Source organism: Flavobacterium saccharophilum, from assembly GCF_900142735.1.
Taxonomy (GTDB): Bacteria; Bacteroidota; Bacteroidia; order Flavobacteriales; family Flavobacteriaceae; genus Flavobacterium; species Flavobacterium saccharophilum.
This window is the reverse complement of record NZ_FRBY01000002.1, coordinates 982159-1006818: the sequence shown is the minus strand read 5'-3', so window position 1 is coordinate 1006818 and position 24660 is coordinate 982159. Positions and strand designations below refer to the sequence as shown.

Annotated in this window: 17 protein-coding genes; 10 read left to right on the top strand and 7 right to left on the bottom strand. The window is 33.4% G+C overall.

Annotation, left to right across the window (positions count from 1 at the left end):
- Nucleotides 1-15: 15 nt before the first annotated feature.
- From BUA98_RS09830 to BUA98_RS09815, 4 genes are all read right to left on the bottom strand, one after another.
- Complete coding sequence (locus BUA98_RS09830; RefSeq protein ID WP_072971637.1) at nucleotides 16-1005, bottom strand: c-type cytochrome; 990 nt, start codon at nucleotides 1003-1005, stop codon at nucleotides 16-18.
- Between the two features lie 23 nt (nucleotides 1006-1028).
- Nucleotides 1029-2438: an aryl-sulfate sulfotransferase gene (locus tag BUA98_RS09825; protein ID WP_072971635.1), complete on the bottom strand. Its 1410-nt coding sequence runs from the start codon at nucleotides 2436-2438 to the stop codon at nucleotides 1029-1031.
- A 98-nt stretch (nucleotides 2439-2536) separates the two neighbouring features.
- Nucleotides 2537-4048: a RagB/SusD family nutrient uptake outer membrane protein gene (locus BUA98_RS09820; protein ID WP_072971632.1), complete on the bottom strand. Its 1512-nt coding sequence runs from the start codon at nucleotides 4046-4048 to the stop codon at nucleotides 2537-2539.
- Between the two features lie 37 nt (nucleotides 4049-4085).
- A complete protein-coding gene (locus tag BUA98_RS09815; RefSeq protein ID WP_072971629.1) occupies nucleotides 4086-7169 on the bottom strand; it encodes a SusC/RagA family TonB-linked outer membrane protein in 3084 nt (1027 codons plus the stop codon).
- 700 nt (nucleotides 7170-7869) lie between these two features.
- On the opposite strand from BUA98_RS09815, the gene BUA98_RS09810 reads away from it, so the two are divergent.
- A complete protein-coding gene (locus BUA98_RS09810; protein WP_072971626.1) occupies nucleotides 7870-8508 on the top strand; it encodes a sugar-binding protein in 639 nt (212 codons plus the stop codon).
- 75 nt (nucleotides 8509-8583) lie between these two features.
- Here BUA98_RS09810 and BUA98_RS09805 read toward each other — a convergent pair whose 3' ends face one another.
- Nucleotides 8584-9624, bottom strand: a complete 1041-nt coding sequence (locus tag BUA98_RS09805; protein WP_072971623.1) for a LacI family DNA-binding transcriptional regulator — start codon at nucleotides 9622-9624, stop codon at nucleotides 8584-8586.
- A gap of 232 nt (nucleotides 9625-9856) precedes the next feature.
- Between BUA98_RS09805 and BUA98_RS09800 the strand changes: the two genes are divergently transcribed.
- The 7 genes from BUA98_RS09800 (at nucleotide 9857) to yidC (ending at nucleotide 19928) form a co-directional block, all read left to right on the top strand.
- Nucleotides 9857-10948, top strand: coding sequence for a GHMP family kinase ATP-binding protein (locus BUA98_RS09800; RefSeq protein WP_072971620.1), 1092 nt, complete (start codon nucleotides 9857-9859; stop codon nucleotides 10946-10948).
- Nucleotides 10949-10957: 9 nt separating this feature from the next.
- Nucleotides 10958-11833, top strand: coding sequence for a sugar phosphate nucleotidyltransferase (locus tag BUA98_RS09795; RefSeq protein ID WP_072971617.1), 876 nt, complete (start codon nucleotides 10958-10960; stop codon nucleotides 11831-11833).
- Nucleotides 11834-12014: 181 nt separating this feature from the next.
- Nucleotides 12015-13388: a sugar MFS transporter gene (locus BUA98_RS09790; RefSeq protein ID WP_072971614.1), complete on the top strand. Its 1374-nt coding sequence runs from the start codon at nucleotides 12015-12017 to the stop codon at nucleotides 13386-13388.
- Nucleotides 13389-13420: 32 nt separating this feature from the next.
- Nucleotides 13421-15349 carry a glucosamine-6-phosphate deaminase gene (nagB, locus tag BUA98_RS09785; RefSeq protein ID WP_072971611.1) on the top strand — a complete coding sequence of 643 codons (1929 nt, stop codon included), beginning with the start codon at nucleotides 13421-13423 and terminating at the stop codon, nucleotides 15347-15349.
- A gap of 217 nt (nucleotides 15350-15566) precedes the next feature.
- Nucleotides 15567-15803 (top strand): DUF3820 family protein, encoded by a 237-nt coding sequence (locus tag BUA98_RS09780; protein ID WP_072971608.1) that lies wholly within the window; start codon nucleotides 15567-15569, stop codon nucleotides 15801-15803.
- Between the two features lie 518 nt (nucleotides 15804-16321).
- Nucleotides 16322-17935 carry a CTP synthase gene (locus BUA98_RS09775; RefSeq protein ID WP_072971929.1) on the top strand — a complete coding sequence of 538 codons (1614 nt, stop codon included), beginning with the start codon at nucleotides 16322-16324 and terminating at the stop codon, nucleotides 17933-17935.
- An 82-nt stretch (nucleotides 17936-18017) separates the two neighbouring features.
- Nucleotides 18018-19928 carry a membrane protein insertase YidC gene (yidC, locus tag BUA98_RS09770; RefSeq protein ID WP_072971605.1) on the top strand — a complete coding sequence of 637 codons (1911 nt, stop codon included), beginning with the start codon at nucleotides 18018-18020 and terminating at the stop codon, nucleotides 19926-19928.
- A gap of 55 nt (nucleotides 19929-19983) precedes the next feature.
- On the opposite strand, the gene BUA98_RS09765 is transcribed toward yidC, so the two are convergent.
- A complete protein-coding gene (locus BUA98_RS09765; protein WP_072971602.1) occupies nucleotides 19984-20961 on the bottom strand; it encodes a fasciclin domain-containing protein in 978 nt (325 codons plus the stop codon).
- 306 nt (nucleotides 20962-21267) lie between these two features.
- Between BUA98_RS09765 and BUA98_RS09760 the strand changes: the two genes are divergently transcribed.
- Together BUA98_RS09760 and BUA98_RS09755 are read left to right on the top strand one after the other, a co-directional pair.
- The gene (locus tag BUA98_RS09760; RefSeq protein ID WP_072971600.1) at nucleotides 21268-21972 is read left to right on the top strand and encodes a toxin-antitoxin system YwqK family antitoxin; all 705 of its coding nucleotides are present in this window, start codon (nucleotides 21268-21270) and stop codon (nucleotides 21970-21972) included.
- Nucleotides 21973-22101: 129 nt separating this feature from the next.
- Nucleotides 22102-22659, top strand: coding sequence for a DUF4956 domain-containing protein (locus tag BUA98_RS09755; RefSeq protein WP_072971596.1), 558 nt, complete (start codon nucleotides 22102-22104; stop codon nucleotides 22657-22659).
- Here BUA98_RS09755 and BUA98_RS09750 read toward each other — a convergent pair whose 3' ends face one another.
- Nucleotides 22660-24549, bottom strand: coding sequence for a PEP/pyruvate-binding domain-containing protein (locus BUA98_RS09750; RefSeq protein WP_072971593.1), 1890 nt, complete (start codon nucleotides 24547-24549; stop codon nucleotides 22660-22662).
- Nucleotides 24550-24660 lie beyond the last annotated feature (111 nt).

Sequence of the window (24660 nt, the reverse complement as noted above, 5' to 3'; positions counted from 1 at the left end):
TGCGTAATTAAAAAGTTAGTAAACTGCTTTCCATCCATTTTTTTTCCAGTAAGCAATAATGGGTTTGTAAGGCCCGTATTTGTGTTGTTCTTCGGTAAAATTGTCCTGAAAAGGACTATGTGAATAATCAATGGGTTTGCCCATTTTATTTGGATAATCAAGTGTTTTTGGATTTGGCCTCGGATGTATAGCGTCATCATTTACAAAGGCAGCAATATCCAATGCCTGCTGATCTGTTAGATAAGGTTTTCCAATAGTCACTTTATCATACGGCATATTGCTTTTTAACCACTGTGCCTGTTTGATGACACGGTGCATGCTTGAACCGGGCTGGTAGCCATAATCGCCCCAAAGAGGAGGATACGTATAACCTGATTTATCAGCATTGTAAACGCCTTCGCCATTATTTCCGTGACAGCGGGCACAGTTTTCAACAAACAGCGCTTTTCCTCTTTCAGGACTTGCGGCTACGTCCGGGAATTCTATTTCTAAGTTTTTAGCACCTTTAAAATCTCCGTCTTTAGGAACAAATTTGCTAATAAATTTAAAATAGGATAAAAAGGCAACCATTTCGTCACTATCAAGCGGAAGCGGTTTTCCAGAGTGTGGACGCATAATACAATTGTTTACACGTTCGGCAAGTGTAAGTACTTTATTTTCGCGTCCGCGGTATTGTGGATAATTGTCATGAGAAGACATTAAATTGAAAGCATAAGGTTTTGTACCTGCGTCCTGGTGGCAATTGGTGCAATTCATTTTATTGCCTAAATATTTTCCTTTGACACCATTTGGTCCAATATAATAAGCGGTTTTTAGCATCAATTCTCTTCCATAACGAACAGATTCTCCAAATTGATCGTCAGGAATCTTCGAAGTGTCTATTGTAATATAGGCCTCGTCTTCAGAAGTTTTTTCTGCTAAAGGTTGAGAATTTGAGGTATTGCAAGAATTGAAAACAACGATTGGCAATGCCGAAAAGATACCAATAAGAATTATTTTTTTCATGTCTAAAATTTTTAATCAATTATTTAATTCAGAAGAAATGGTTTCATATTTTCTTCGGGAATAAACTGTGTGCGATAAGGAGGAATTTCAGACTCTAAAGCCCAAAGTAAAACTCCTTTTTTATTTGTTAAAACCGTTATATGTCTTTTTGAACAGCAAACTAAAATGGTTTCTTTATCAATCATATAAGCGCTTCCCATTCTGTCGTTGTAAATATCTCTTGGTAAATTGATATGGAAATCCAGTTTTACCGTTTTGCCTTTTTCATCAACTTTCAAAGCAAAAACAGAAGATTGTTTTTTATCCACTCCATTATCAAAAAACATTAAACTTCCATCTTGGTTGATGTGTGCGGCATGTCCCTGAGAGAAATTAGTATCTGCAGCCATTTTCATGTTGCCATCTTTTCCTAATTTCCAGATTACTTTTCCGGTTTTTGAATCTACTTTCCAAATTTGACCGTTGTTGTAGAATGAGATTAGAAAGTTTCCATCTTTATCATAGTTCAGGCTATTGGCGTGCGTCCAGTCTTTTTTTGTTTTTAATATTGCTTTATCTTTTAGCGGATCTAAATCATCAAAAACGCTCCATTTCCAAAGTTGTTTTCCTTTTTTGTCCATGATCAAAATTCCGTCTCCGTTTATGGTGTCGTTCTTTTTTCCTCCAATGGAAGTTAAATCCATTATTTTTTGATCAACGGTTATAGTAACAATTTCATTAGCCGATTTTTTGATAATTTCATGGTGAATAGTCTGTTTGAAATCGCCTTGTCCTTTTTTGATATGCATTAACGTGTCACCTTGCAAATTGATTTCCAGAATCTCACTTCCGTAACTTGTTGGCTCATCATTTGTGCCTAGAATTGAAAGAATGGTTTGGTCTTTTGTAAAATGAGCCACCTTAAATCCGGTTCCTTCAACAGTATGGTACCATCTTAAGTTTCCTTTGTAATCAACAATATAAGCAACGCCGGGTGTTTCTCTTTTGGCTACAAGCATGAAACCTTTTTTGAAATTTGCTGGCAAAAGTTCCGGTTTTGGGCAATTTGCTTTGAATTGATTTTGTAACCACTCCGGTAAACTTCTGGACTTAAAATTGTAAATTTTACTACTGTCTTTTTGCTGCCCCTGAACGGTAACCAATTGAAAATTATAGTTGGTTTCAGGAGTAATATTGCAAAGCACTAAAGAGTGGGCGAGACCTGTTTTGGAAATAGGAGAACTTATTTTGCTTTTTATTCCTTTTTTCTCAGACCAATATTCGGCATATACCTGAACCTTGTCACTCGTAGTAACATCGATTTGAATCTTCAATTCGTTGTTGCTATGTGTCCCAATGTTGATATTTGTGATACTCGCCTGATTTTTAGAACAACTTGCTAATGCAAGTAGTGCCAAAATAAAACTCCCTTTTACTATTGTTTTTTTGATCATCTTAAAGCTTCTTTAATGAAACAGCAAAGTACTTATTTTGTATAAAAATCAGGAATAGACAGACAATTTTAACTGTCTATTCCTGATTAAACTTCTTATTATTGTCTATCGGCGTTGCTTAATTTTGGGTTAAGGTCCACCTGACTTTGTGGGTAAGTATAATATTTATTTTGTGGCATTTTTATTGGTGCACCATCACCAACTCTTACATGGTAGGCATTTACAAGAACATCATATTTGCCCATTCTAATTAAGTCAGCACGGCGTTTTCCTTCGTAGAAAAATTCCCAGCCTCTTTCCTGTAAAATAGCATCTCTTAAGCTCGCCTGAGTATGATCTGCTAAAACCAATAATTTTGCATGTGATCTTCCCTTAACCTGATTGATAAGATCAATCGCTTCTGTTGTAGGACCACTAATTTCGTTTAATGCTTCAGCTCTGCATAATAATACATCGGCATAACGTAAGATGTTTACACTATGACCATCATAATAAGTTGTGGTTTCATCATCAGCATATTTTCTTGTTGCCACATCCTGCATGTAAAATTCACCTTCAGGAGGTTCAGCTCCCAATGATGGCGCTTGTTTATATAATAAACCATCGATTCCTACGTATTCTGGAAAGAAACATTGTTTTCTTTCATCTTCATCACCAAATTGATTGTAGAAATCCCAGTTTACAGTATAGTACTGCCATCTGTTTTGAACTACAGGATGATTAACTGGCCCAAAGTGGTTTAATAATTCTGTCCCGTTTGTATTAGCATCACTTAACGAAGAGAAAATATTCTCACTGCACCACTTGTTACTTTCTTTAAACAATCCTAAGTAAGAAGGATAAAGACTGTATTCGTTAAGATTCATGATTGTTTGCGTAAGTGCGGCTGCTTTTTGCCAGTCATGACTACGCATATAAAGTTTCATTAATAAGGTAAGTGAAGCTCCCTTTGTCGCACGGCCAACATCATTACTATCATATATAGCATTTGCTTTGTAATTGACAGGTAATACATCTGCTGCTTCTGTTAATTCTTTAATAAGAAAAGCATCGATTTCTTCAACTGATGTAGGCGGCGTTTGATCTAAATATCCTGGGTTCCCTAAATTAGCCTCTGTTATCAAAATAACTGGCCCCCATGCATCAGTCAAATCCATATAAGCAGAGGCTCTTAAAAATTTTGCTTCCGCAATGAACTGTGCTTTTTCTGCACCTGAAATTCCGTTCATTGGCGCAATGTTGAAAATTGCGTTGTTTGCGTTGGCAATTAATTTATACATCGCATTCCAGTCTTCCCTAAGTAGTCCGTTAGTTGAGCTCCAGGTACCTAATGATAATTGTCCGGGATCTCCACCAAATTGACAATGTCCTAAGTCTGTTGCAATATCTGTTAGTGCAAAGTGTCTCGTTGCCCAATAAGAAAAGTTATCGCCAACAGAAGGCCCTTTTAACCGTCCGTAAATTGAATTGATTGCTGCTATAGCATCTGACTTTGTTTGATACCCATTGGTATTGGTCAAATTGCTATACACTGTAGGATCAAGATCCTGGTTGCAAGAAAATTGCACTCCTGCAGCAAGTAAAAGTAATATTAGTGTATATTTTTTCATTTTAAATAATTTAATGTTACCAAAAAAGCTTTTTTGATTAGTGAATAGCTACTTTAATACCCAGAATAAAAGTTCTTGAAGCTGGGAACGAGTTGAAGTCAATCCCTCCACCTAAATTGTTACTTGAGTGTCCATTAATCTCTGGATCGTTTCCAGAATAATTGGTAAATGTTGCTAAATTTTGACCAATAGCATATAATCTGATACTATCTATAAACTTAGCTTGTTTCAAAGCACTTTCCGGAATCGTATATCCAATAGAGATATTTTTTAAACGTAAATAAGATGCTTCTTCAACAAATTTTGAATTTACGTAGCTGCCATATTTGCTTTTATAGTAACCATCTCTTGGAATATCTGTGTTTTCGTTTGTTCCGGCAACCCAACGATTTAAAGCATCTGTACTTGTTGTTGATTCACCTACCATAGCAGTCATGTTATAAACAGAATAATCAAAAGCACCTTGGAAAAAGATATTCATATCAAAATTTCCATATCTAAAATCATTATTAAGTCCAGCAGTAAAATGCGGTGTAGAATTTCCTAAATAAGTTCTGTCAGCCGCTGTAATTGTTCCGTTACCATCCAAATCTTCAAATTTTGGATCTCCTGGTTTCGAATCAGGTTGTGCAGCATAAGTTTCTCCGGTTTTTATTACACCAGCATATTTATATCCATATAAAACACCCATTTCTTTTCCTGGCTCTAATCGTGTAAATTCTTGTCCTGAAACAGTACCACTCGGATTTGAAGTGTTTGTACTAATGATTTTAACATTATCAGCAAGTGATACAATTTCTTGTTTGTTGTAAGCAAGGTTCAATGAGGTATTCCATGTAAATTTATCATTTCTATAATTTACAGTGTTAATTCCCAATTCAATCCCTTTGTTATCAATTACTCCCGAATTTACTCTTTGTGTAGCAAATCCCCACCATCCTCCGACAGGCACATTTAGTAGCGCATCAGTAGTTCTTTTTTTGTAGGCATCAATGGTAACACTTAATCGGTCATTAAAGAATCCCATATCCAAACCTAAATTGGTTTGTGCAGTCTCTTCCCATTTTAAATTAGGGTTTGCTAAATTGGCTGGTTCCGTACCTGCAACAAAATCATCAGGAGCAATGATAACCCCCCATGACGTTAATCTGCTCATATAGGAATAATCACCAATACCATCACTTCCGGTAATACCATAACTTGCTCTTAACTTAAGTTCAGAAAAAGTATTTAAGTTTTGAATGAATGATTCGTTAGACATTTTCCAAGCAACGGCACCAGAAGGGAAAATTCCGAATTTGTTGTTTGGTCCAAAACGTGAAGAACCGTCTTTTCGTATTGTAAAAGTTGCCAGATACTTGTCATTAAATGAGTAGTTTAACCTTCCAAAATAAGAAGTCAATTTAGTTTCTGTTTTTTCTGTTTCCGGTTTTGAATAAACCGCTGCGCCCTGAAGATTGTGATAAGTTAATAGGTCACTAGAAAAACCAGTTCCTGCAGCTCTTAACCTTTCGTAAGTGTCTTTTTGATTCGAAGTACCGATCATGGCAGTTATAGCATGTTCGTTGACATTAAACTTATAAGTCAAATATTGTTCTGTACTCCATCTAAAATAAGTTTTGTTTTCTTCTGATCCTGAACCTTTTAATGCAGCTCCGGCTACTAGTGTACTTGGAGTATATTTTCCTTCAATGTTTTCCTGCCATTCTGCACCAGCCCCAAAATGATAAGTTAAGTTTTTGATAATTTCATAATCAAGGAACATGTTTCCATTAACCATTCTATTGATAATGTGATTTGTTGGTTCCAATAATAAAGCTAAAGCATTATCTTTTCCCTGATATTTATAATAAGAACCATCAGCATTATAAATTGGGATTGCTGGAGGAGCCGTTTGAATGGAGAACATTGGAGATAAAATATTATCACCGAAGTCACTGTTATTTCCTTCGCTTACAGCACCGTAAACATTGGTTCCCATATTTAATTTCTCATTAAATCTCTTTTCAGCACCCATTCTAACTGTATATCTCTCAAAATCAGTATTTACAATTGCTCCGGTCTGTTTCAGGTAGTTTCCTGAAAGGAAAAATTTAGAAGTTTTGTCGCTTCCGCTAAAGGTAAGAGTTCTGTTCAATACTTCTCCCGGGCGCGTAGCTGCATCAAACCAATTGGTATTGGCAACTGGAAAACTAGCTGGAAAAAGTGGCGGTATCTTATTTTCAATTGCAATAGCATTTTGAATGTCAGCATATTGTCGTCCAGTAAGTAATGAAGGTTCCTTGATAATATTTTGGAAACCATCTGAAATTTCGGCCTCAACCAACATTTTTCCTGATTTCCCTTTTTTGGTTGTAATAAGGATAACTCCATTACCTCCTCGTGCACCATAAATTGCTGTAGATGCAGCATCTTTAAGGATTTGAATATTTTCAATATCATTTGGACTAATAGATGCTCCAGTACTAGTAATAAAACCATCAACTACGTATAATGGCGAATTAGAGGTATTAATAGAGTTACCTCCTCTAATTACAACTGATGGAGTAGTTCCTGGTGCATAGCTGTTTTGCTGAACCTGAACTCCCGAAGCGCGTCCTTGTAAAGCCTGACCAACATTGGTTACCGTACCGCCTAAATTTAAGTTGTCTTTACTAATAGAAGCAACAGAACCCGTAAGATCTTTTTTCTTTGCTTTTCCGTATCCAATTACTATTTCCTGTAATTTTTGGCCTACTTCTTTCATTACAATTTTTAATGGAGCACTAGTTATTGTAATTTCCTGATCTTCCATACCTATGTAAGTCACAATAAGTTTGGTTGCATTATCTGGAACAGTAATGGCAAAACTTCCGTCAACATCTGTTTGAACACCTGTTTTAGTGCCTTTTACTGTTACGTTTACACCAGGTAAAGGGAGACCATTTTCATCTGTAATTGTCCCTTTCACCGTTTTTTCAAAATACAATACCGTATTGTTTTTGTGTGATGTAGTTATTGTTGAAGCAGCTGAAGCTTGAAATGTAAAAGCTAACAACGAAAGAACGGTTAGTTTAATTTCTTTTCCGGATAAATTGTTAATCCGAAAATCTCTTGGCTTTTTTTGGGTTAATAATTTCATACTTAAAATTGGTTTTGGTTAATGTTTAATTGTTTTTTCTTGATTGTAAGTTTTGGATTTCTTTTTTGATTCAGAAATTCATTTTGTTATTCTGTTTGACTTATATTTTTTTTTCAAATATTCAGTTCATTTTTCGATCTCAAAACGCGTTATTTTATTCGTTTTTTCACTTTTTTAAAGTCCTAAAATCTCCTAAAATTTTATCGATTTAACTTCGTTTTAAGATTATTGTCTGACGAAACTATAGATTATATTTTTATAAAACAAGAAAAAACACAAAAAATGTGCTCGAACACACAAAATTTATGTTCTCGAGCACATAAAAATGTGCTAATCATTTTTTTTGACTTAAAAAGTTGTGATTTTTGTAAATATCTTTGGAAATAAATGGACTTCTTTATTTGGGTGTATTTAATGCGAATTTGTTGTTTAGATGAATAATAAATGATGTTTTTGTAAAATGTTATGAATTTCGCAACATCGACATTAAATAAATAGTAATTAAACAGGTTTTTCTTATTGTTTTATTTAACAGAAAAAATGTTTTTATGGAAGTTTTATTTAAAATTTGCTGAACCGTTTTTATTCTTAAATTTTGGACTATATTGGTACTTCTAAAAACGACTTAAAATGAGCTCTTGTTTTTGTCATTTTACTTTTTTAGAAAATAAAAAATTAACAAAATTTAAAAACTCAAACGGTGAAAGAATATCAAGTTGTTTTAGTAGATAAAAATCAAAAAATAGATACAGAAATTATAGATGTCGCTTTATGGGGAAAAGCAAATTGTTTAACAGATTTTTCTTCTCCATGGAAAAATGATCCGATTTCAAAAATTGAATTTCGTGCCCTCCATGATAGGGATAATTTGTATTTTAATTTTCGGGTTTTTGATACAGATATATATATAGACCGAAAAGATGATAGTGTAGACAGTATAGGGAACTCAGATCGAGTAGAACTATTTTTTAGAGCTAATGATTCTTTAAATCCATATTATTGTCTTGAAATGGACACTGCGGCCCGAATAATGGATTTTGAAGCGAAACCAAATAAGGATTTTGATTTTAATTGGAATTGGCCCAAAGAGGATTTAAAAGTAAAAGCTTCAGAACAGGAGAATTCTTTTACTGTTGAAGGAAAAATAAGTCTGGCTTCTTTAAAGGCGTTAAATTTAATTCAGGGCAATTGTATTGAAACAGGAGTTTTTAGAGCTAAATTTTCTAAAGATGAAAATCAAAATTATCAACCTACCTGGATTTCATGGGTGGATCCAAATACGCCGGAACCCAATTTTCATATTGCTTCTTCTTTCGGTAAATTTATTTTAATGGAATAGTTATAATTTGCCACAAAGTCGCGAAGTCACAAAGAAATACAAACTTAGCGACTTTGTGTCTTTGTGGCAATTTTATTATGATACATAAAAGGAAGCATTCTCCACATTAATAATGTCAATAGGAAGTAAAATAGTTTCCGGAATTTCTTTTCGGAATAAAAAATGATCTACTAAAGTGCTGACTCCTAAATAAGCCTGTCTCTTTTGATTTTGGTGAATTAAAAAATGTACCAATCCCTGATTTAGGAAGTTGACATTTTTCTCAATTAAGTCATAACCTATAAGTGCAATTTTTCTATCTTTTAAAGAAGATAAAAAGGAGGCAATTTGATATGCTTTTGAAGTCGTAATGAAAATACCCTTTAAATCCGGATGTTCTTCCAGAAAGACAGGTAACTTAGTGTCAATATTGGAATATTTTAATTTTAATGTTGTTAAAGAAAAATCAGATAAGTTTTTTTCCTCAAAATAATTTCTGAAGCCTTTTTCTTTTTCCTGCATGTGTACTGCATTCTTTACACTTTCATCAATATGAATAATGGCAATTTGACCTTGGTCTAAAATCAGGTTCATTAAACTGGCAGCAACACGACCGCTTTTGTATAAATCCTGTCCAACAAAACTTTTAATAGATGACGATTCAACCTGGTTATTAAAAGTATTAACTATAATTTCTAATTCGTCGTACTGTTTAATAATTTCAATAGTTTCTTTATGAAATAAAGGAGCAATCAAAACAGCATCCGGCGACTTCTCGATTATTTTTTCGTTAGTAGTCAAAAATGATTTAGTACTTTCAGGATTGAAAAAATAGGTTTCAATAATAACACTGTAAGCTTTAAATTCTGTTATAGCATCCTGAATCCCATTAACGCAAGGATACCAATAAGGATCAATTTCCGGATCAGGCATTAAAACACAAATGCGATAGACTTTAGTATTCTTTAAATTTCGGGCAATTAAGTTAGGTTCGTAATTAATGACGTTTAAAACTTCATTAATCTTCTCGAGTGCAGTAGGAGAAACCTTTCCTCTATTATGCAAAACACGATCAACAGTTCCTTTAGAAACTCCTGCCATTTTTGCAATATCCTTAATTGTGTACTTTTTATCCATATAAGCAAATATAGAAACTTTGTTTTAATTAATGTAAAATTTTTTCGAAGAATTAATAAGTGTGCTCGAGAACATTATTTTAGTGTGTTCGAGCACATTTTTGTTTTTTTTCTTGTTTTATAAAAATATAATATATAGTTTCGTAGAATCAAAACCGAAATTATAAAATAAATTCATAATCAAAAAGCATTGTAATTATTTGTATTACAGTGTTTTAATACAAAATGTTAAAGTGATAAAAATTACTTCATTAGCCCCGGGTAGAACATGTCTCTTTGGAGATCATCAGGATTATTTAGGATTACCTGTTATTGCCTGCGCTATAAATAGAAATATTAAGTTGGTAGCCGAAGAAAATCAAACCAAAACGTTTGTTCTTAATATGATTGATATTAATGAAAAACGCGTGATCGATATTGATGCAACTTTTGAAAAATTAGAACCCCGCGATTATTTTGCATCGTCGCTTCGTGTTTTACGCAGACATGGTTGTATCCCAAAAGTTGGGTACGACATTACCGTTACAGGAGATATTCCAATTAATTCAGGAACATCGAGTTCGTCAGCTTTATTAATGGCCTGGATTCAGTTTTTAATTACAGCCTTTGGAGTTGATGACGAAGTAACTCCTGAATTTATTGCCAAAATGGGATATGCTTCTGAAGTTTTAGAACACGGAGAACCAGGCGGGATGATGGATCATTTTAGTATTGGAGTAGGGAATATTGTGTATATTAACACAAAAGATCCTTTTTCGTATAAAATTATTGGAACCAATTTAAAGGGCTTAATTACCGGAGTTTCAGGTGTTCCTAAAGAAACGATTGGGTTAATTGGCGAATTGAAAGGAAATGCTTTGATGGCGATTGATATGGTAAAACTTCATTTTCCGGATTTTGATTTAAATACTTCTGAAATTGGTGATATTGATCGTTATCGAAATTGTTTGCCAGATAGACTAATTCCATTTTTTGAAGCGGCCTTAAGGAATTACCATTATACCAAAGAAGCATTAAAAGAATTCGAAAAACCAGTTTTAGATCTTAAAAGAATTGGGGAATTAATGAATCAGCATCATGAAGTTTTGCGTGATTTATTAAAAATAACAGTTCCAAGAATTGATGATATGATAAATGCAGCTTTACGGGCTGGTGCCTATGGCGCTAAAATTGTAGGTTCTGGCGGCGGCGGAAGCATTGTCGCAATTTCAGATCCTGAAAAAGAAGCATCCGTAATTGAAGCGATTTTGAAAGCCGGAGCCAGAGAAGCATACGGTGTTACCGTTGATCCGGGTGTGAGAATTATTGAAAATATTGAAATTTAAAAAATAAATATGCACAACAATTTAGTTATTCTTGCGGGCGGAGCGTCTTCCCGTATGAAAAAAGAAGCCGTTTTAGATAATTTATCTGCAGAAGAAATTGCACAGGCCAATGAAAGAAGTAAAGGTTTGATTGGGGTAGGAGCAAGCGGGAGACCTTTGCTGGATTATCTTTTATTAAATGCTAAAAAAGCAGGTTATAAAAACATCTACATTATAATAGGAGAACAAGGTGAGTTGTTTAAAGAGTTTTATGGAAACCAAAATGAAAACAACAATTTTCATGGCTTAAATATTTCTTTTGCAGTTCAATACATTCCTGAAGGAAGAGTAAAACCTTTTGGTACCGCTGACGCTTTGTTTCAGGCTGTAGAACAATTTCCCGAATTAAATACGCAGGAATATTCGGTTTGCAACAGTGATAATTTGTATTCGGCGAAAGCCTTATTGGCATTGAGAGAAACACAAAGTCCTAATGCTTTTATCAGTTATGATCGTGATGCTTTAGAATTTCCTTCTGAAAGAATTTCTCGTTTTGCTATTGCTAAATTAGATCAGAATAATCAATTATTGGATATTTTAGAAAAGCCTACAGCAGACGATTTAGAACATTATAAAGATGTTGATGGAAAAATAAGAGTGAGTATGAATGCCTTCAAATTCAATGGAAGTACTTTGTATACGCATCTTAAAAATTGTCCTGTAAATACGGAAAGAGACGAAAAAGAATTACCGACAGTGCTTTTGAATTCGGTTAAAGCAAATCCAAATACAACTTTAGGGATCCCTTTTTCGGAACATGTTCCAGATCTTACTGCAAAAGAAGATATTGCAGATGTAAAAGAATATCTAAAGAAAAATTATCCGGTTTTAGACTGGAATGTTTAACAAATATTAACACAATATTGATATTTAAAGTAGTTAATGGTAGTGTATATTACCTTATTTTTGTGTTACTTTGCAAAAAAAACGCAATAATACGCGTTTAATTGCGAAATTGTCGCAAAAGTGTTGATGCTATTTTAGATGGATAAAATATAATCTATTAACAATCAACCAAAAAAGTATTATGTCAAACATTGAAAGTATCATACAAGTAGAAAAAAGAAGTGCAATTCTTCCGATGGTTATCCTGACCGCATTGTTTTTTATTCTCGGATTTGTAACCTGGTTAAACGGTCCTTTAATTCCATTTTTTGAATTGGCTTGTGAGCTTTCTTCTTCGCAGGCTTACTTTGTAACTTTTGCCTTTTATATTGCCTATTTTGTAATGGCAGTTCCGTCATCATGGGTAATCGAAAAAGTGGGTTACAAAAACGGTATCTCTTTAGGGTTACTGATCATTGCATTTGGAGCCTTTATGTTCTATCCAGCCGCAGAAAGCCGGACTTTTTTATTGTTTTTAATAGCTCTTTTCGTTATGGGAACTGGTTTGGCAATTTTGCAAACGGCATCAAATCCATATGTTGTTGTAATTGGTCCAAGAGAAAGTGCTGCAGCAAGAATTAGTGTTTTAGGAATTGCGAATAAACTAGCAGGATTTATAGCACCAATTATATTAACAGCATTGGTCTTGTCTAATATGCAGGAGTTTACAGCTGATAAAATTGCGATGCTGGATTCAGTTTCAAAATCAAATGCTTTAAATTCTCTTGCATTACAATTGCAAAGGCCTTATCTTTATATGGGGTTGATTATTATGGTGTTAGCTTTGTTAGTGAAGCTTTCTCCACTCCCTGAAATTGATTTGGATGAAGAAGGAAATATTTCAAATTTAAGTATTTTCAAACAAATTAAAAATGCATTCAGGCGTCCACAATTGGTCTTGGGAGTAATCACTTTAATGTTGTATCTGGCTGCAGAAGTTTTGGCTGGAGATTCAATTGGAGGCTTCGGGAAACAATTAGGAGTGTACGGAGACGAAGGAAACTTTTATTTAAAGTTGACTTCTTTTACGATGTCAGCCATGGTTGTTGGATATATATTAGGAATAACGCTGATTCCAAAATACCTTTCACAGGTAACGGCTTTAAAAGGTTCAGGGATTTTAGGAATCATTTTGGTTTTAGCAATTGTAATTATTTCACCTAAATTAACAATTCAATTGCCTGGAGTTCCAAATTTGCCAATTGTAATTCTTTTAGTAGCATTACTTGGTTTGGCAAATGCACTTTGCTGGCCGGCAATCTGGCCAATGGCTCTTGAAGATTTAGGAGGATATACCAAAATTGGAAGTGCCATTTTGATTATGGGAATTATTGGCGGTGCTATTTTTCCCCTATTATATGGATTAATTACAGAAACTATAAATACATCAAATATAGCCGCCGGAACGCAAGATGTTTCCAGGAGCGGAAATCAGTTGGCTTATTTAATGTTATTGCCATCTTATATAATGATTCTTTTCTATGCAGTTAAAGGTCATAAATACCGAAAATGGTAAAATAAACTCGAGAAATTAAAAAATACTATATCATGTTAAAAAGTAAAATCGACAAAGCAACAGGATTCGAAAAACGATTCGAAAACATCAACACGGTTGTTTTTGAAAATTCTTCTGATGCTTCAAAAGCAGTTGCTCAGGAAATTGCGGCTTTAATTCAATCCAAGCAAAAAGAAAATCAGCCTTGTATTTTAGGTCTTGCAACTGGTTCTTCTCCAAAAGGATTGTATGCTGAATTAGTTCGTTTGCATAAAGAAGAAGGATTGAGTTTTAAGAACGTAATTAGTTTCAATCTGGATGAATACTATCCGATGGAACCAAACTCCATCAACAGTTATGTTCGTTTTATGAAAGAATTACTGTTTGATCATGTCGATATTTTACCTGAAAATGCCCACGTTCCCGACGGACTTTTAACAAAAGAACAAATCGCAGATTATTGCCACGATTATGAAGCAAAAATAGAAGCTTTAGGTGGAATCGACTTGCAGATTTTAGGAATTGGAGGAAACGGGCATATCGGTTTTAACGAATCGGGGTCGCTTCAAAACTCTAAAACGCGTTTAGTCGCTTTGGATCATATTACAAGAGTTGCGGCAAGTAAAGATTTCTTTGGATTAAGTAATACACCAAGAACGGCAATAACGCTTGGAGTGAAAAAAATCATGGAAGCAAAACAAGTTATTTTGATGGCTTGGGGAGAAGGAAAATCAAACATTGTAAAAAAATCGGTAGAAGATGAAGTGACCAATCGAGTGCCTGCTTCATTTTTGCAGGAACACAACAACGCCGTTTTTATTTTAGATAAGGAAGCTTCTTCAAAGCTAACCAGAATCAACAAACCTTGGTTGGTAGAAAAAGTAATCTGGACAGATAAATTAATTAGAAAAGCGGTTTTAGGATTGGCACTTCAGCTTAAAAAACCAATTTTAATGTTAACTGATGCTGATTATATTGAAAACGGTATGAGCGATTTATTAGCAGATTCCGGTCCGGCTTACGACATCAACATCAAGATTTTTAATAAACTTCAAAATACAATCACAGGCTGGCCAGGCGGGAAACCAAATGCCGACGATTCAAACCGTCCGGAAAGAGCAGAACCGGCTAAAAAACGTGTACTGATTTTCAGTCCGCATCCAGATGATGATATTATCAGTATGGGAGGAACGTTCATGCGTTTGCAGGAGCAGGGACATGAGGTGCATGTAGCGTATCAAACTTCAGGAAATATCGCTGTAGCGGATGATGAAGCGTTACGTTTTGCAAGATTCGTGATTGATTACAACGAAAAATTCGGAATCAAGAGTGCTCAGGCAGATGATATTTACCAAAAAGCTGCAACCTTTTTAACCAATAAAAAGAATAGTGAAATTGATATTCCGGAAGTGCGTTATATCAAAGGATTGATCAGAAAAGGAGAAGCGAGAGCTACTAGTCATTTTGTTGGATTGACAGATGATCAGATTCATTTTATGGAATTGCCATTTTATGAAACCGGAACAATCGAGAAAAGACCACTTGGGAAAGAGGATATTCAATTGACAATGGATTTAATTGAAAAAATCAAACCACACCAGATCTACGCGGCAGGAGATTTAGCTGATCCGCACGGAACACATAAAGTCTGTCTGGATGCTATTTTTGAAGCGGTAAAAGCTTTAAAAACAAAATCGTTTATGGATGACTGTTGGTTATGGTTATACCGTGGAGCTTGGCAGGAATGGGGAATTGACGAAGTCGAAATGGCGGTACCAATGAGCCCGGATCAGGTTTTGGCAAAACGCCACGGAATCTTCAAACACCAGTCTCAAAAAGACGGGGTTGTTTTCCAGGGAACTGATGCAAGAGAGTTTTGGCAAAGAGCCGAAGACAGAAATGCAGAAACAGCAGCTTTGTACCAACAACTAGGTTTGGCAACTTATGCAGCTATGGAAGCTTTTGTGAGATGGCATTACTAAGTTGCTAAGGTTCTGAGATGCTAAGGCACTAAGTTTTTATTCGCCACGAATTCACGAATTATATTTAAAATAATTCGTGAATTCGTGGCGATTTTTTTTTAATCTATCCTCTAAAAAGTATAAAAAGTATTGAAATAATCATAGCTTTGTACCAACAAGAAGCAAGAAAGAGAATAAATCTATATTCTTCTCTCTTGCTTCTTTCTTCTTAAAAAAAATGGAACAAGACAAAAAACTGCTCATAAAATTAGCACACACTAAAATGCCTTTCGGGAAATACGAAGGTCGTTTTTTAATTGATTTACCTGAATATTATGTAGTTTGGTATCACAATAAAGGTTTTCCTAATGGAGAATTAGGGCAGCAATTACAGCTTATTTACGAATTAAAATTAAATGGTTTAGAAGAATTGATTCGTAATATTAAAAAGCAATATCCTAAGCTAATAAAATAGTAGGAAAAATCTTTGGTAGTTTAATTTTTTTTATTTAAGTTTGATAGATATAATATTATAATTTTTAAAAACTAATTGATACCACAGAATTCAAGCCTGAATTTGTAAATGTGTACAAGTCAATATTTTGAAATTATAATACACATAAAAAATATTATAATTTTTAAAAACAAATTGGCACCACAGAATTCAAGACTGAATTTATAAATGTGTACAAGTCGATGTTTTAAAATTATAATATTTTTTTTGCTTAAACTTTCCTGTAAAACTTATAATTTTAGGCAGAAGGTAAAATATTCTTCAGTTATTTATTAAATTGGATAGTAATAATTAGTCTCAATTTAAATACATTCTTCAAAAATAATCCTAATTAATTCTTAAAATTATCGATTACAAAAGCAATTAATCATTCTGTTTAAAATTTTGCAAATTATCTCATTCTCTTATTGACAAATTATCTAATTAAATTTGTACTTTTGCCAAGTTTTTTACACAACTACAATACAAACAACAACAGAATGAATCAAACAAAATATATTTTTGTTACAGGCGGTGTGACTTCTTCATTAGGAAAAGGAATTATCGCGGCATCTTTAGCAAAATTGTTACAAGGAAGAGGATACCGTACAACTATTCAAAAATTTGACCCGTATATAAATGTCGACCCGGGAACACTAAATCCGTACGAACATGGTGAATGTTATGTAACAGATGATGGTGCTGAAACCGATTTAGATTTAGGTCACTACGAGCGTTTCTTGAACGTTCCTACTTCTCAGGCCAATAACGTTACTACAGGAAGAGTTTATCTTTCGGTTATTGAGAAAGAAAGAAGAGGGGAGTTTTTAGGAAAGACAGTTCAGGTTGTTCCTCATATTACAAACGAAATCAAAGACAGAATGCAATTGCTGGGTAAATCTGGCGATTATGATATTGTTATTACTGAAATTGGTGGAACTGTTGGTGATATTGAATCTTTACCTTATATCGAGTCTGTTCGTCAGTTGGTTTGGGAATTGGGTGAAAATAACGGAATTGTTATTCATTTAACTTTGGTTCCTTATTTGGCTGCTGCAGGTGAGTTGAAAACAAAACCTACACAGCACTCTGTAAAAACTTTGATGGAAAGCGGTATTAAAGCTGATATTTTGGTTTGTAGAACTGAGCATGAACTTTCAGATGAATTGCGTAATAAATTAGCATTATTCTGTAATGTAAAAAGAGAAGCCGTAATTCAATCTATTGATGCTTCAACTATATATGAGGTTCCAAATTTAATGCTCGAAGAAGGATTAGATGTAGTTGCCTTGAAAAAATTGGATTTACCTAAAAAAGCGGCACCGGATTTAAAAAACTGGAATACTTTTTTACGCAGATTGAAAAATCCAAAACATACTGTAAACATCGGTTTGATTGGAAAATATGTAGAAATGCAGGATTGTTACAAATCAATTTTAGAGGCATTTATTCATGCTGGAGCTTCAAATGAAACTAAAGTAAATGTAATTTCTATTCACTCAGAGCATATTAATAGTGATAATGTTGCAGAGAAATTAGGACCTCTTGATGGAGTTTTAGTTGCTCCTGGTTTTGGTGAAAGAGGAATTGAAGGAAAAATAGAAGCAGTTCGTTACGCAAGAGAAAACAATATTCCGTTTTTCGGAATTTGTTTAGGAATGCAAATGTCTGTTATTGAATATTCAAGAAATATTTTAGGTTACGCTGAAGCGAATTCTACAGAGATGAATGAAAAAACAAAACATCCTGTGGTGAATTTGATGGAAGAGCAAAAAACAATTACAGACAAAGGTGGAACAATGCGCCTTGGGGCTTGGAAGTGTGATATTAAACCAAACTCATTGGCACATAAAATCTACGGTCAAAAAACTATTTCAGAGCGTCACCGTCACCGTTACGAGTATAATAATACTTATAAAGATGAATTACAGAAAGCTGGTTTAATTGCTTCTGGTGTTAATCCAGATACTGGTTTAGTAGAAATTGTTGAGCTTGAAAATCACCCATTTTTCATTGGAGTACAATACCATCCTGAATACAAAAGTACGGTTGCAAATCCGCACCCAATTTTCGTAAACTTTGTGGCTGCTGCAGTTATTGCGCATAAAAAATAATAATTAATATTCTAAAGGGATGTAACGTTTGAGACGAACTCATTACTAATAGCCTTTAACGAATAACTTTTTTAAATTAATAATGGAAGAAAAAAAATTTGATCTTAATTCAATCATTGGTTTTGTATTGATATTTGGAATTTTGATTTGGATTATGTACCAAAATCAACCTTCAGATAAGGAAATTGCTGCTGAAAAAGCCAAGAAAGAATTAGTTGCTAAGCAAGAAGCTCAGGCTAAAGCTGATAAAACTAAAACAGCTGTTTTACCTGTTGCCGCTGCAACACCTGGTGATACGGTTCAATTGGCAAAATTGCAACAAACTTTAGGTGGTTTTGCTTATTCAGCTACACTTCCTTCTGCAAAAGAAGGCTTTACAACTATTGAAAACGAAAAGATGATACTAAAAATCGCCAATAAAGGTGGTTATATAGTTGAAGCTAAGTTGAAAGAATTCAAAAGATTTGAGAAAAATTCTGGACAGTTAATTGAATTAATTAAAGATAATAATTCGAATCTGAATATCCAATTACAAACAACGGATAACAGAACTTTAAACTCTAAAGATTTATATTTTGAACCAACGTTGACTAAAAATGGATCGGATCAAATCTTAACAATGCGTTTGAAAGCGGGTGCAAACGAATTTTTAGAATATAAATACATCTTAAAAGCAAATGACTATTTAGTTGGTTTTGATATTCGTTCTCAAGGGTTGAATAAAGTTTTAAATTCTGCTAAGCCATTAGATTTAGTTTGGGATTTGAAAAGTTACAGAAATGAGAAAGGTGTTTCTATTGAAAAAAGATATGCTCAACTTGAATATGAATATGGGGATGAAAAATACAGCTCAGTAAGTGATGGTGTAGGAAAAGAAGATACTCCTGAAAAAGTGAGTTATATCGCTTTTAAACAACATTTTTTTACTGCTATTTTAGCGACAGATAAACCATTCGAAAAATCTAAATTGCAATCTGATGCATTAATAAAAGATGAAGCGATCGATACAATATATGTAAAGCAATTTAGAGCAACAGTTCCTTTAGCTTTTTCTAATGGAGAAGTTGACTATAAAATGAGCTGGTATTTTGGACCATCTGATTATAAGACTTTAAAATCATACGATAAAAACTTTGAAAAAATTATTCCATTAGGTTGGGGAATTTTTGGATGGATTAATAAATGGATTTTCATTCCATTATTCGGATTCTTGAGCTCTACTATTGGATTGTCATTAGGAATTGCAATTATCATCTTTACCATCATTATCAAATTGGCTATGTCGCCAATTACCTATAAGTCATTCTTGTCACAGGCTAAAATGAAAGTCTTGCGTCCAGAGATTACAGAGTTGGGAGAAAAATTTAAAAAAGACCCAATGAAGAAACAACAGGAAACAATGAAGTTGTACAACAAAGCAGGAGTTAACCCAATGGCAGGATGTATCCCGGCATTGATTCAGCTTCCGTTTATGTATGCGTCATTCCAGTTCTTCCCGTCAGCTTTTGAGTTAAGACAAAAAAGTTTCCTTTGGGCAGACGATTTATCATCATTTGATGCTGTAGTACAATTGCCATTCAATATTCCATTATACGGAAGTCATATTAGTTTGTTCCCAATTTTGGCTGCAATTGCGATTTTCTTTTACATGAAAATGACATCTGGAGATCAGCAAATGGCAGCTCCTCAACAAGAAGGTATGCCGGATATGGCAAAAATGATGAAAATCATGATTTATGTTTCACCATTAATGATGTTAATTTTCTTCAATACTTATGGTGCTGGTTTGAGTTTATATAACTTTATTTCAAACTTAATCACAATCGGAATTATGTTTGTGATCAAAAATCATATTGTTGATACAGATAAAATTCACGCTCAAATTCAGGAGAACAAATTAAAGGAGCCTAAAAAACAAAGTAAGTTTCAACAACGTCTTCAGGAGGTGATGGAACAACAAGAGGCTGCAAAAAAGCAAGATAAGAAGAAATAATATTTCGACACAGATAAAAAAAACCGCTATTTTAAAACAGCGGTTTTTTTTGTGCTTAAAAATTTGGTAATAAAACTTTATCAATTACATGGATAATTCCGTTTGCACATTGAACGTCTGTAGCAACAATATTACTTACTCTGTCGCTGACATCAGTAATTTTTGCTCCTCCAGTTAGGCCAATTGTAAAATTTTGTCCGGCAAATGTGCTCACAACTTGTCCGTTTGTTAATGTGGTCGATTGTACATTTGCTCCAGCAACAACATGATATTTTAAAGTTGTCTCTAAAACATTAGCAGGAATTGCAGCAAGTCCGGAAAATCCAGTTTCAGTTAGGAAACTTGTAAAAGCCGCATTTGTGGGAGCAAAAACGGTAAACGGTGAACTGGCTGTTCCTGATAGTATTCCTGCAAAACCAGATGAAGGGTTGAAAGTTAAAGCAGCAACAAGGGTAGTGAAGTTTTTATTGGCGACCGCATGATTAACAATAGTAGGTAATCCGATAACGCCATCAACTATATGAATAATTCCATTTGATGCTTCAACATCTGCAGTAGTGACTGTTGCTCCACCATTTGTTTTTCCACCATTGATATCGACACCAGAGCCTTTTTCAAGATACATACTTAAGGTATTTGAAGATGAAGCACTTCCTTTTGCTAGGGTCTTTACATATCCCGTTTCAATTTCTGTCGATTTTACTTTCGTAATTAAGACATGATTCAATAATATTTCTTTTAGAGCGGGAACGGGAACTGCATTTAAATTGGCATAACCATTGGCAGTTAAAAATGCACTAAAAGCAGTATTATTAGGTGCGAAAACGGTATAAGAACCGGAAGTGTTCAGTGTAGTTGCCAAATCTGCTTTTTCAAGAGCGGCAACCAAAGAGGTTAGATTAGGATTTGCTTTCGCAATAGAGACGATCGTTTGGGGTTGTTGAGATGAATCATCATCATCATTGTTACATGAAATACTGACGAAAGCAATTAATGCCAATAAAGCAATTAATTTAATTTTGATTGTTTTCATAATATTGATTTTTTGTTTGTTACTGCTAAGTTATTTATTTTGTTTAACAATTTTTAAAAAAGATTAAACAATTACTTTTTTTAATATTAATTTAACTTTTTTGTTGAAGAGTTTTAATGTGTTGGTTACTAGTATTTTGTATTGTATGCTTGATTTTTTTGTACTTATTTAATTTTTTTATGTTTCAGAAACGTTAAACAGAATTTAAATTTGATTTTAATTAAAAAAAGGGCAATTAATGTTGAAATGATCCTACTTTTGTAAATACTAAAAAGTAATTTTTGCTGTTATATAGAAAAACGAATTATGAGAAATTTTTGGATTTTATTTTTAATAAGCGTTGCTGCTTTTTCACAAGATTTCAACAAACTAGATGCTAATGGAAAAAAAGACGGGGTTTGGAAAGGAACTTACGAACTTTCAAAACGTCCGCGTTATGAAGGAACTTTTAGTCACGGAAAAGAAAGCGGGCTTTTTAAGTTTTTTGATGATACTAAAAAAGGGGATGTAGTAGCTACTCGTGATTTTACTGCTAATGACGGAAGTTCGTACACTGTTTTTTATGATCAGAATAAAAATAAAGTAAGCGAAGGTAAAGAAGTAGGTAAGGCTCGTGAAGGAGAGTGGAAATATTACCATAAAGCTTCAAAAGTGGTTATGACACTTGAAAATTATAAAAATGGAAAACTGGAAGGTGTGAGATCTGTTTTTTATCCTGACTCTAAAATAGCGGAAGAAATGACGTATAAGAATGGTTTAAAAGAAGGAACTTATAAAAAATACGGTCAAAATGCATTGCTTTTGGAGCAGAGCACCTATAAAAATAATGAATATAACGGAGAAGCTGTTTTCTACGATTCTGATGGAGTAATGGCTTCTAAAGGTAAATTTTTAAACGGTAAGAAAGTCGGAATGTGGCAGTTTTACTTAAAAGGAAAGTTAACTAAAGAAGTAAATATGAGCGATCCAAAAAGCAATTATAAAGCCGATTCGAAGCCTAAAATGGAATAATAGTTCTCGAAATTGCTCGAGTGAAAAGATTTTTTTTGCCACGAATTCACGAATTTAAATATTGATTTTTAAATTCGTGAATTCGTGGCAAACTTTTTTCTAAATTTGATTTGCTAATACTTTGAGTAAATGGATTTAAACGAACTTACAGGAAGATTTTTATTATTGTTTTTCTCAATTTTGGTTTTGTATTTTTTCTCTAACAGAAAAGATAATGAAACTATAAATCCACTGATGGTAATTGTCGGTCTTTGTACTTTTTCACTTTGCTATTTATTTACAAAAATCGAAATAGGAGTCGGAATTGGTTTTGGATTATTTGCTATTTTTTCAATTCTAAGATTCAGAACACAATCTTTTACGGTAAATGCCATAATTTTTCTCTTTGCAACTATTACGCTTTCCATTTTGGATATCATGTATCCGTATGAAAAAATTGAGGTGTTATTGTTTTTTCAGGTTATCATTATCGGATTTTATATTTTTGCTTCAATTTTAGTAAATAAAAAAGCTTCTAAATATTTGAATGTTGTTGATGTCAAAATTCCTTTGGAAGGAGATTTTTCATTGGAGCACAAAAAGATTCGTCAATCGGTACAACAAAAAATTAATGTTGACGATTTCGAGTTTAAAATCATCCTGATCAATACGGTTTCGAACGAAATAGATTTACAGGTTTTCTATTGATCATTCGTTAAAAGGCCGTACCTGTTTAATATATAAATCACGATTTTCTCCAACTATTTTAAATTCAATATCGACTGGATTTAATCTGTTCTTTTTCCAATATCGATTCATCTGGCTTTCAATTTTTTGACAGACAAGATTTAGCCTGATCATTTCTTTTCTACTTAGCAAAGGCTCATTATTGTTCAGATTAGAATTTGATGTGTAATCGACATTAAACTCTTCATCTTTATTTTGAGATGGTAAATAGTAAGCCGTGAATTGTTCGCAAATTTCCCCTGTGGCAGGTTTAACAACCGAGTTTTCTCCTTTTTGAATATTAACGGTAATACCTGGGAAATTTTTTCTGAAGATATTTTGAGTAATGATGACACCATTGGCTATTTCATCAGGAAAAGAACGATGCACCAAAACGCCTATTGCAACACTTTGTTGATCAATACCAAATAGCTCTCTTTCAGTATAGGATCCTTCATTCCAGACACTCGCCCAAACTTGTTTAATCGCCTTTTCAAAAGTTTTTATACTGTCACCTAAAATTCCGGTTTTAGAATCGTAAAGACCTGCGCCATTAAAATCATCTAAATCTTCAGCATTAGTTGACGATCTGAATCTGAAATTTTTAAAAGCGGCATTTTTAAAGGTTTCATTTAGCTTCCTGATTAAATTAGGATCAATAGGTTCTTTTTTAATGGCATCGCGAATTTTCTTTAATTGATGATTAATCCATACTGTAGAATCTTTATGTTGATTAGTTAAAAGCTCCCTAATTAAAGATGAAATTGACTTTTTCTCAATGTGCTCCGTATAAAAATAAAAAGGAATGGCGTGCGCATTTTCAGGAGTTTTAAAAGGAAGATCTTTGGCAATATCTTTTGAAATTGCAATTAAATACGCCATATTCTGAGCTTTAGAACCAATATAATTCACACCTTTTTTTGGAATTATATTTAAGTCGACCAAATCTGTTACACTCTTGTCAATAATTAATTGTTTCTTTTTTGAAATGCTTTTTTGTGCTATTTTTTTAGTGGTTTCTTTGATGTGAAAAGTATCAATTTCAATTTTTAATTCGACCTTCTTTGTAATTAATTTTTGGATATTATTGTCCTTCAAAACAGTAGTATAGGCCATAATAGGAATCTTTCTGTTTTTGCCTAAGAGAACTAAATGGCTTAATGGTGTTTGAAGTTCATTCACAATAATTCCTCTTACATCGGGTAAAATATCTGGTGTTCCATCCAAAATTATGATTTCATCTCGGTTTGGCTGAACCTTTTCCAAATCCTTTATTTTGTATTGTTTTAGAATGCCAACTGTATTTCCGGAAACGACTTCCTGATAGGTGATATCATTAAAAATGTAATCTGATTTTACACATGGAATTTTGAATTTATTTTGTTGAAACCATTCCGTTTTTTCAGGATTATTCAAATAGAATTTTAAATCCGAACCAATGAAACTTGATTTTAAAATTAAATTGTAAAAGTTTTCAATTAATGGAATTGGCATGCGATCTGAAGCTGCTAATTCGAAAATCCATTTTTCAGTTCCTTTGATATGATTTAGATTTCCTAATAAATAATTTCTGCCATTTTCGGTATCGCTATAATTTTCTTTGTTAAAAACATCTACTTCTTTATCATAATTTAAATAATTGGTTACAAAGTCATAATGATGCAAAATTAAAGTACTATTGAAATAATACATTTTTTTAGATTTCAGGTCATAAACGATTTTTACGGATTCGATATTGGAGAATTTATCCGATAATGGCTTTCCTTTAAAAGCTTTATATGCTTCATAATTAGACAAAGTAGCACTATAACTTTGGGCACTCAAAGAAGTGATTACAAAGAGAAAAATAAAAGTGTAAACAAATTTTAGCATGACATTTTTATTGAATAATAAAAGTAATTAAAAAATGCGATAGGTTTTATCTACTGCGGGATTATATAAACTAATCAAAACTACCAAAATAATCTAGAATTTGACTTACCT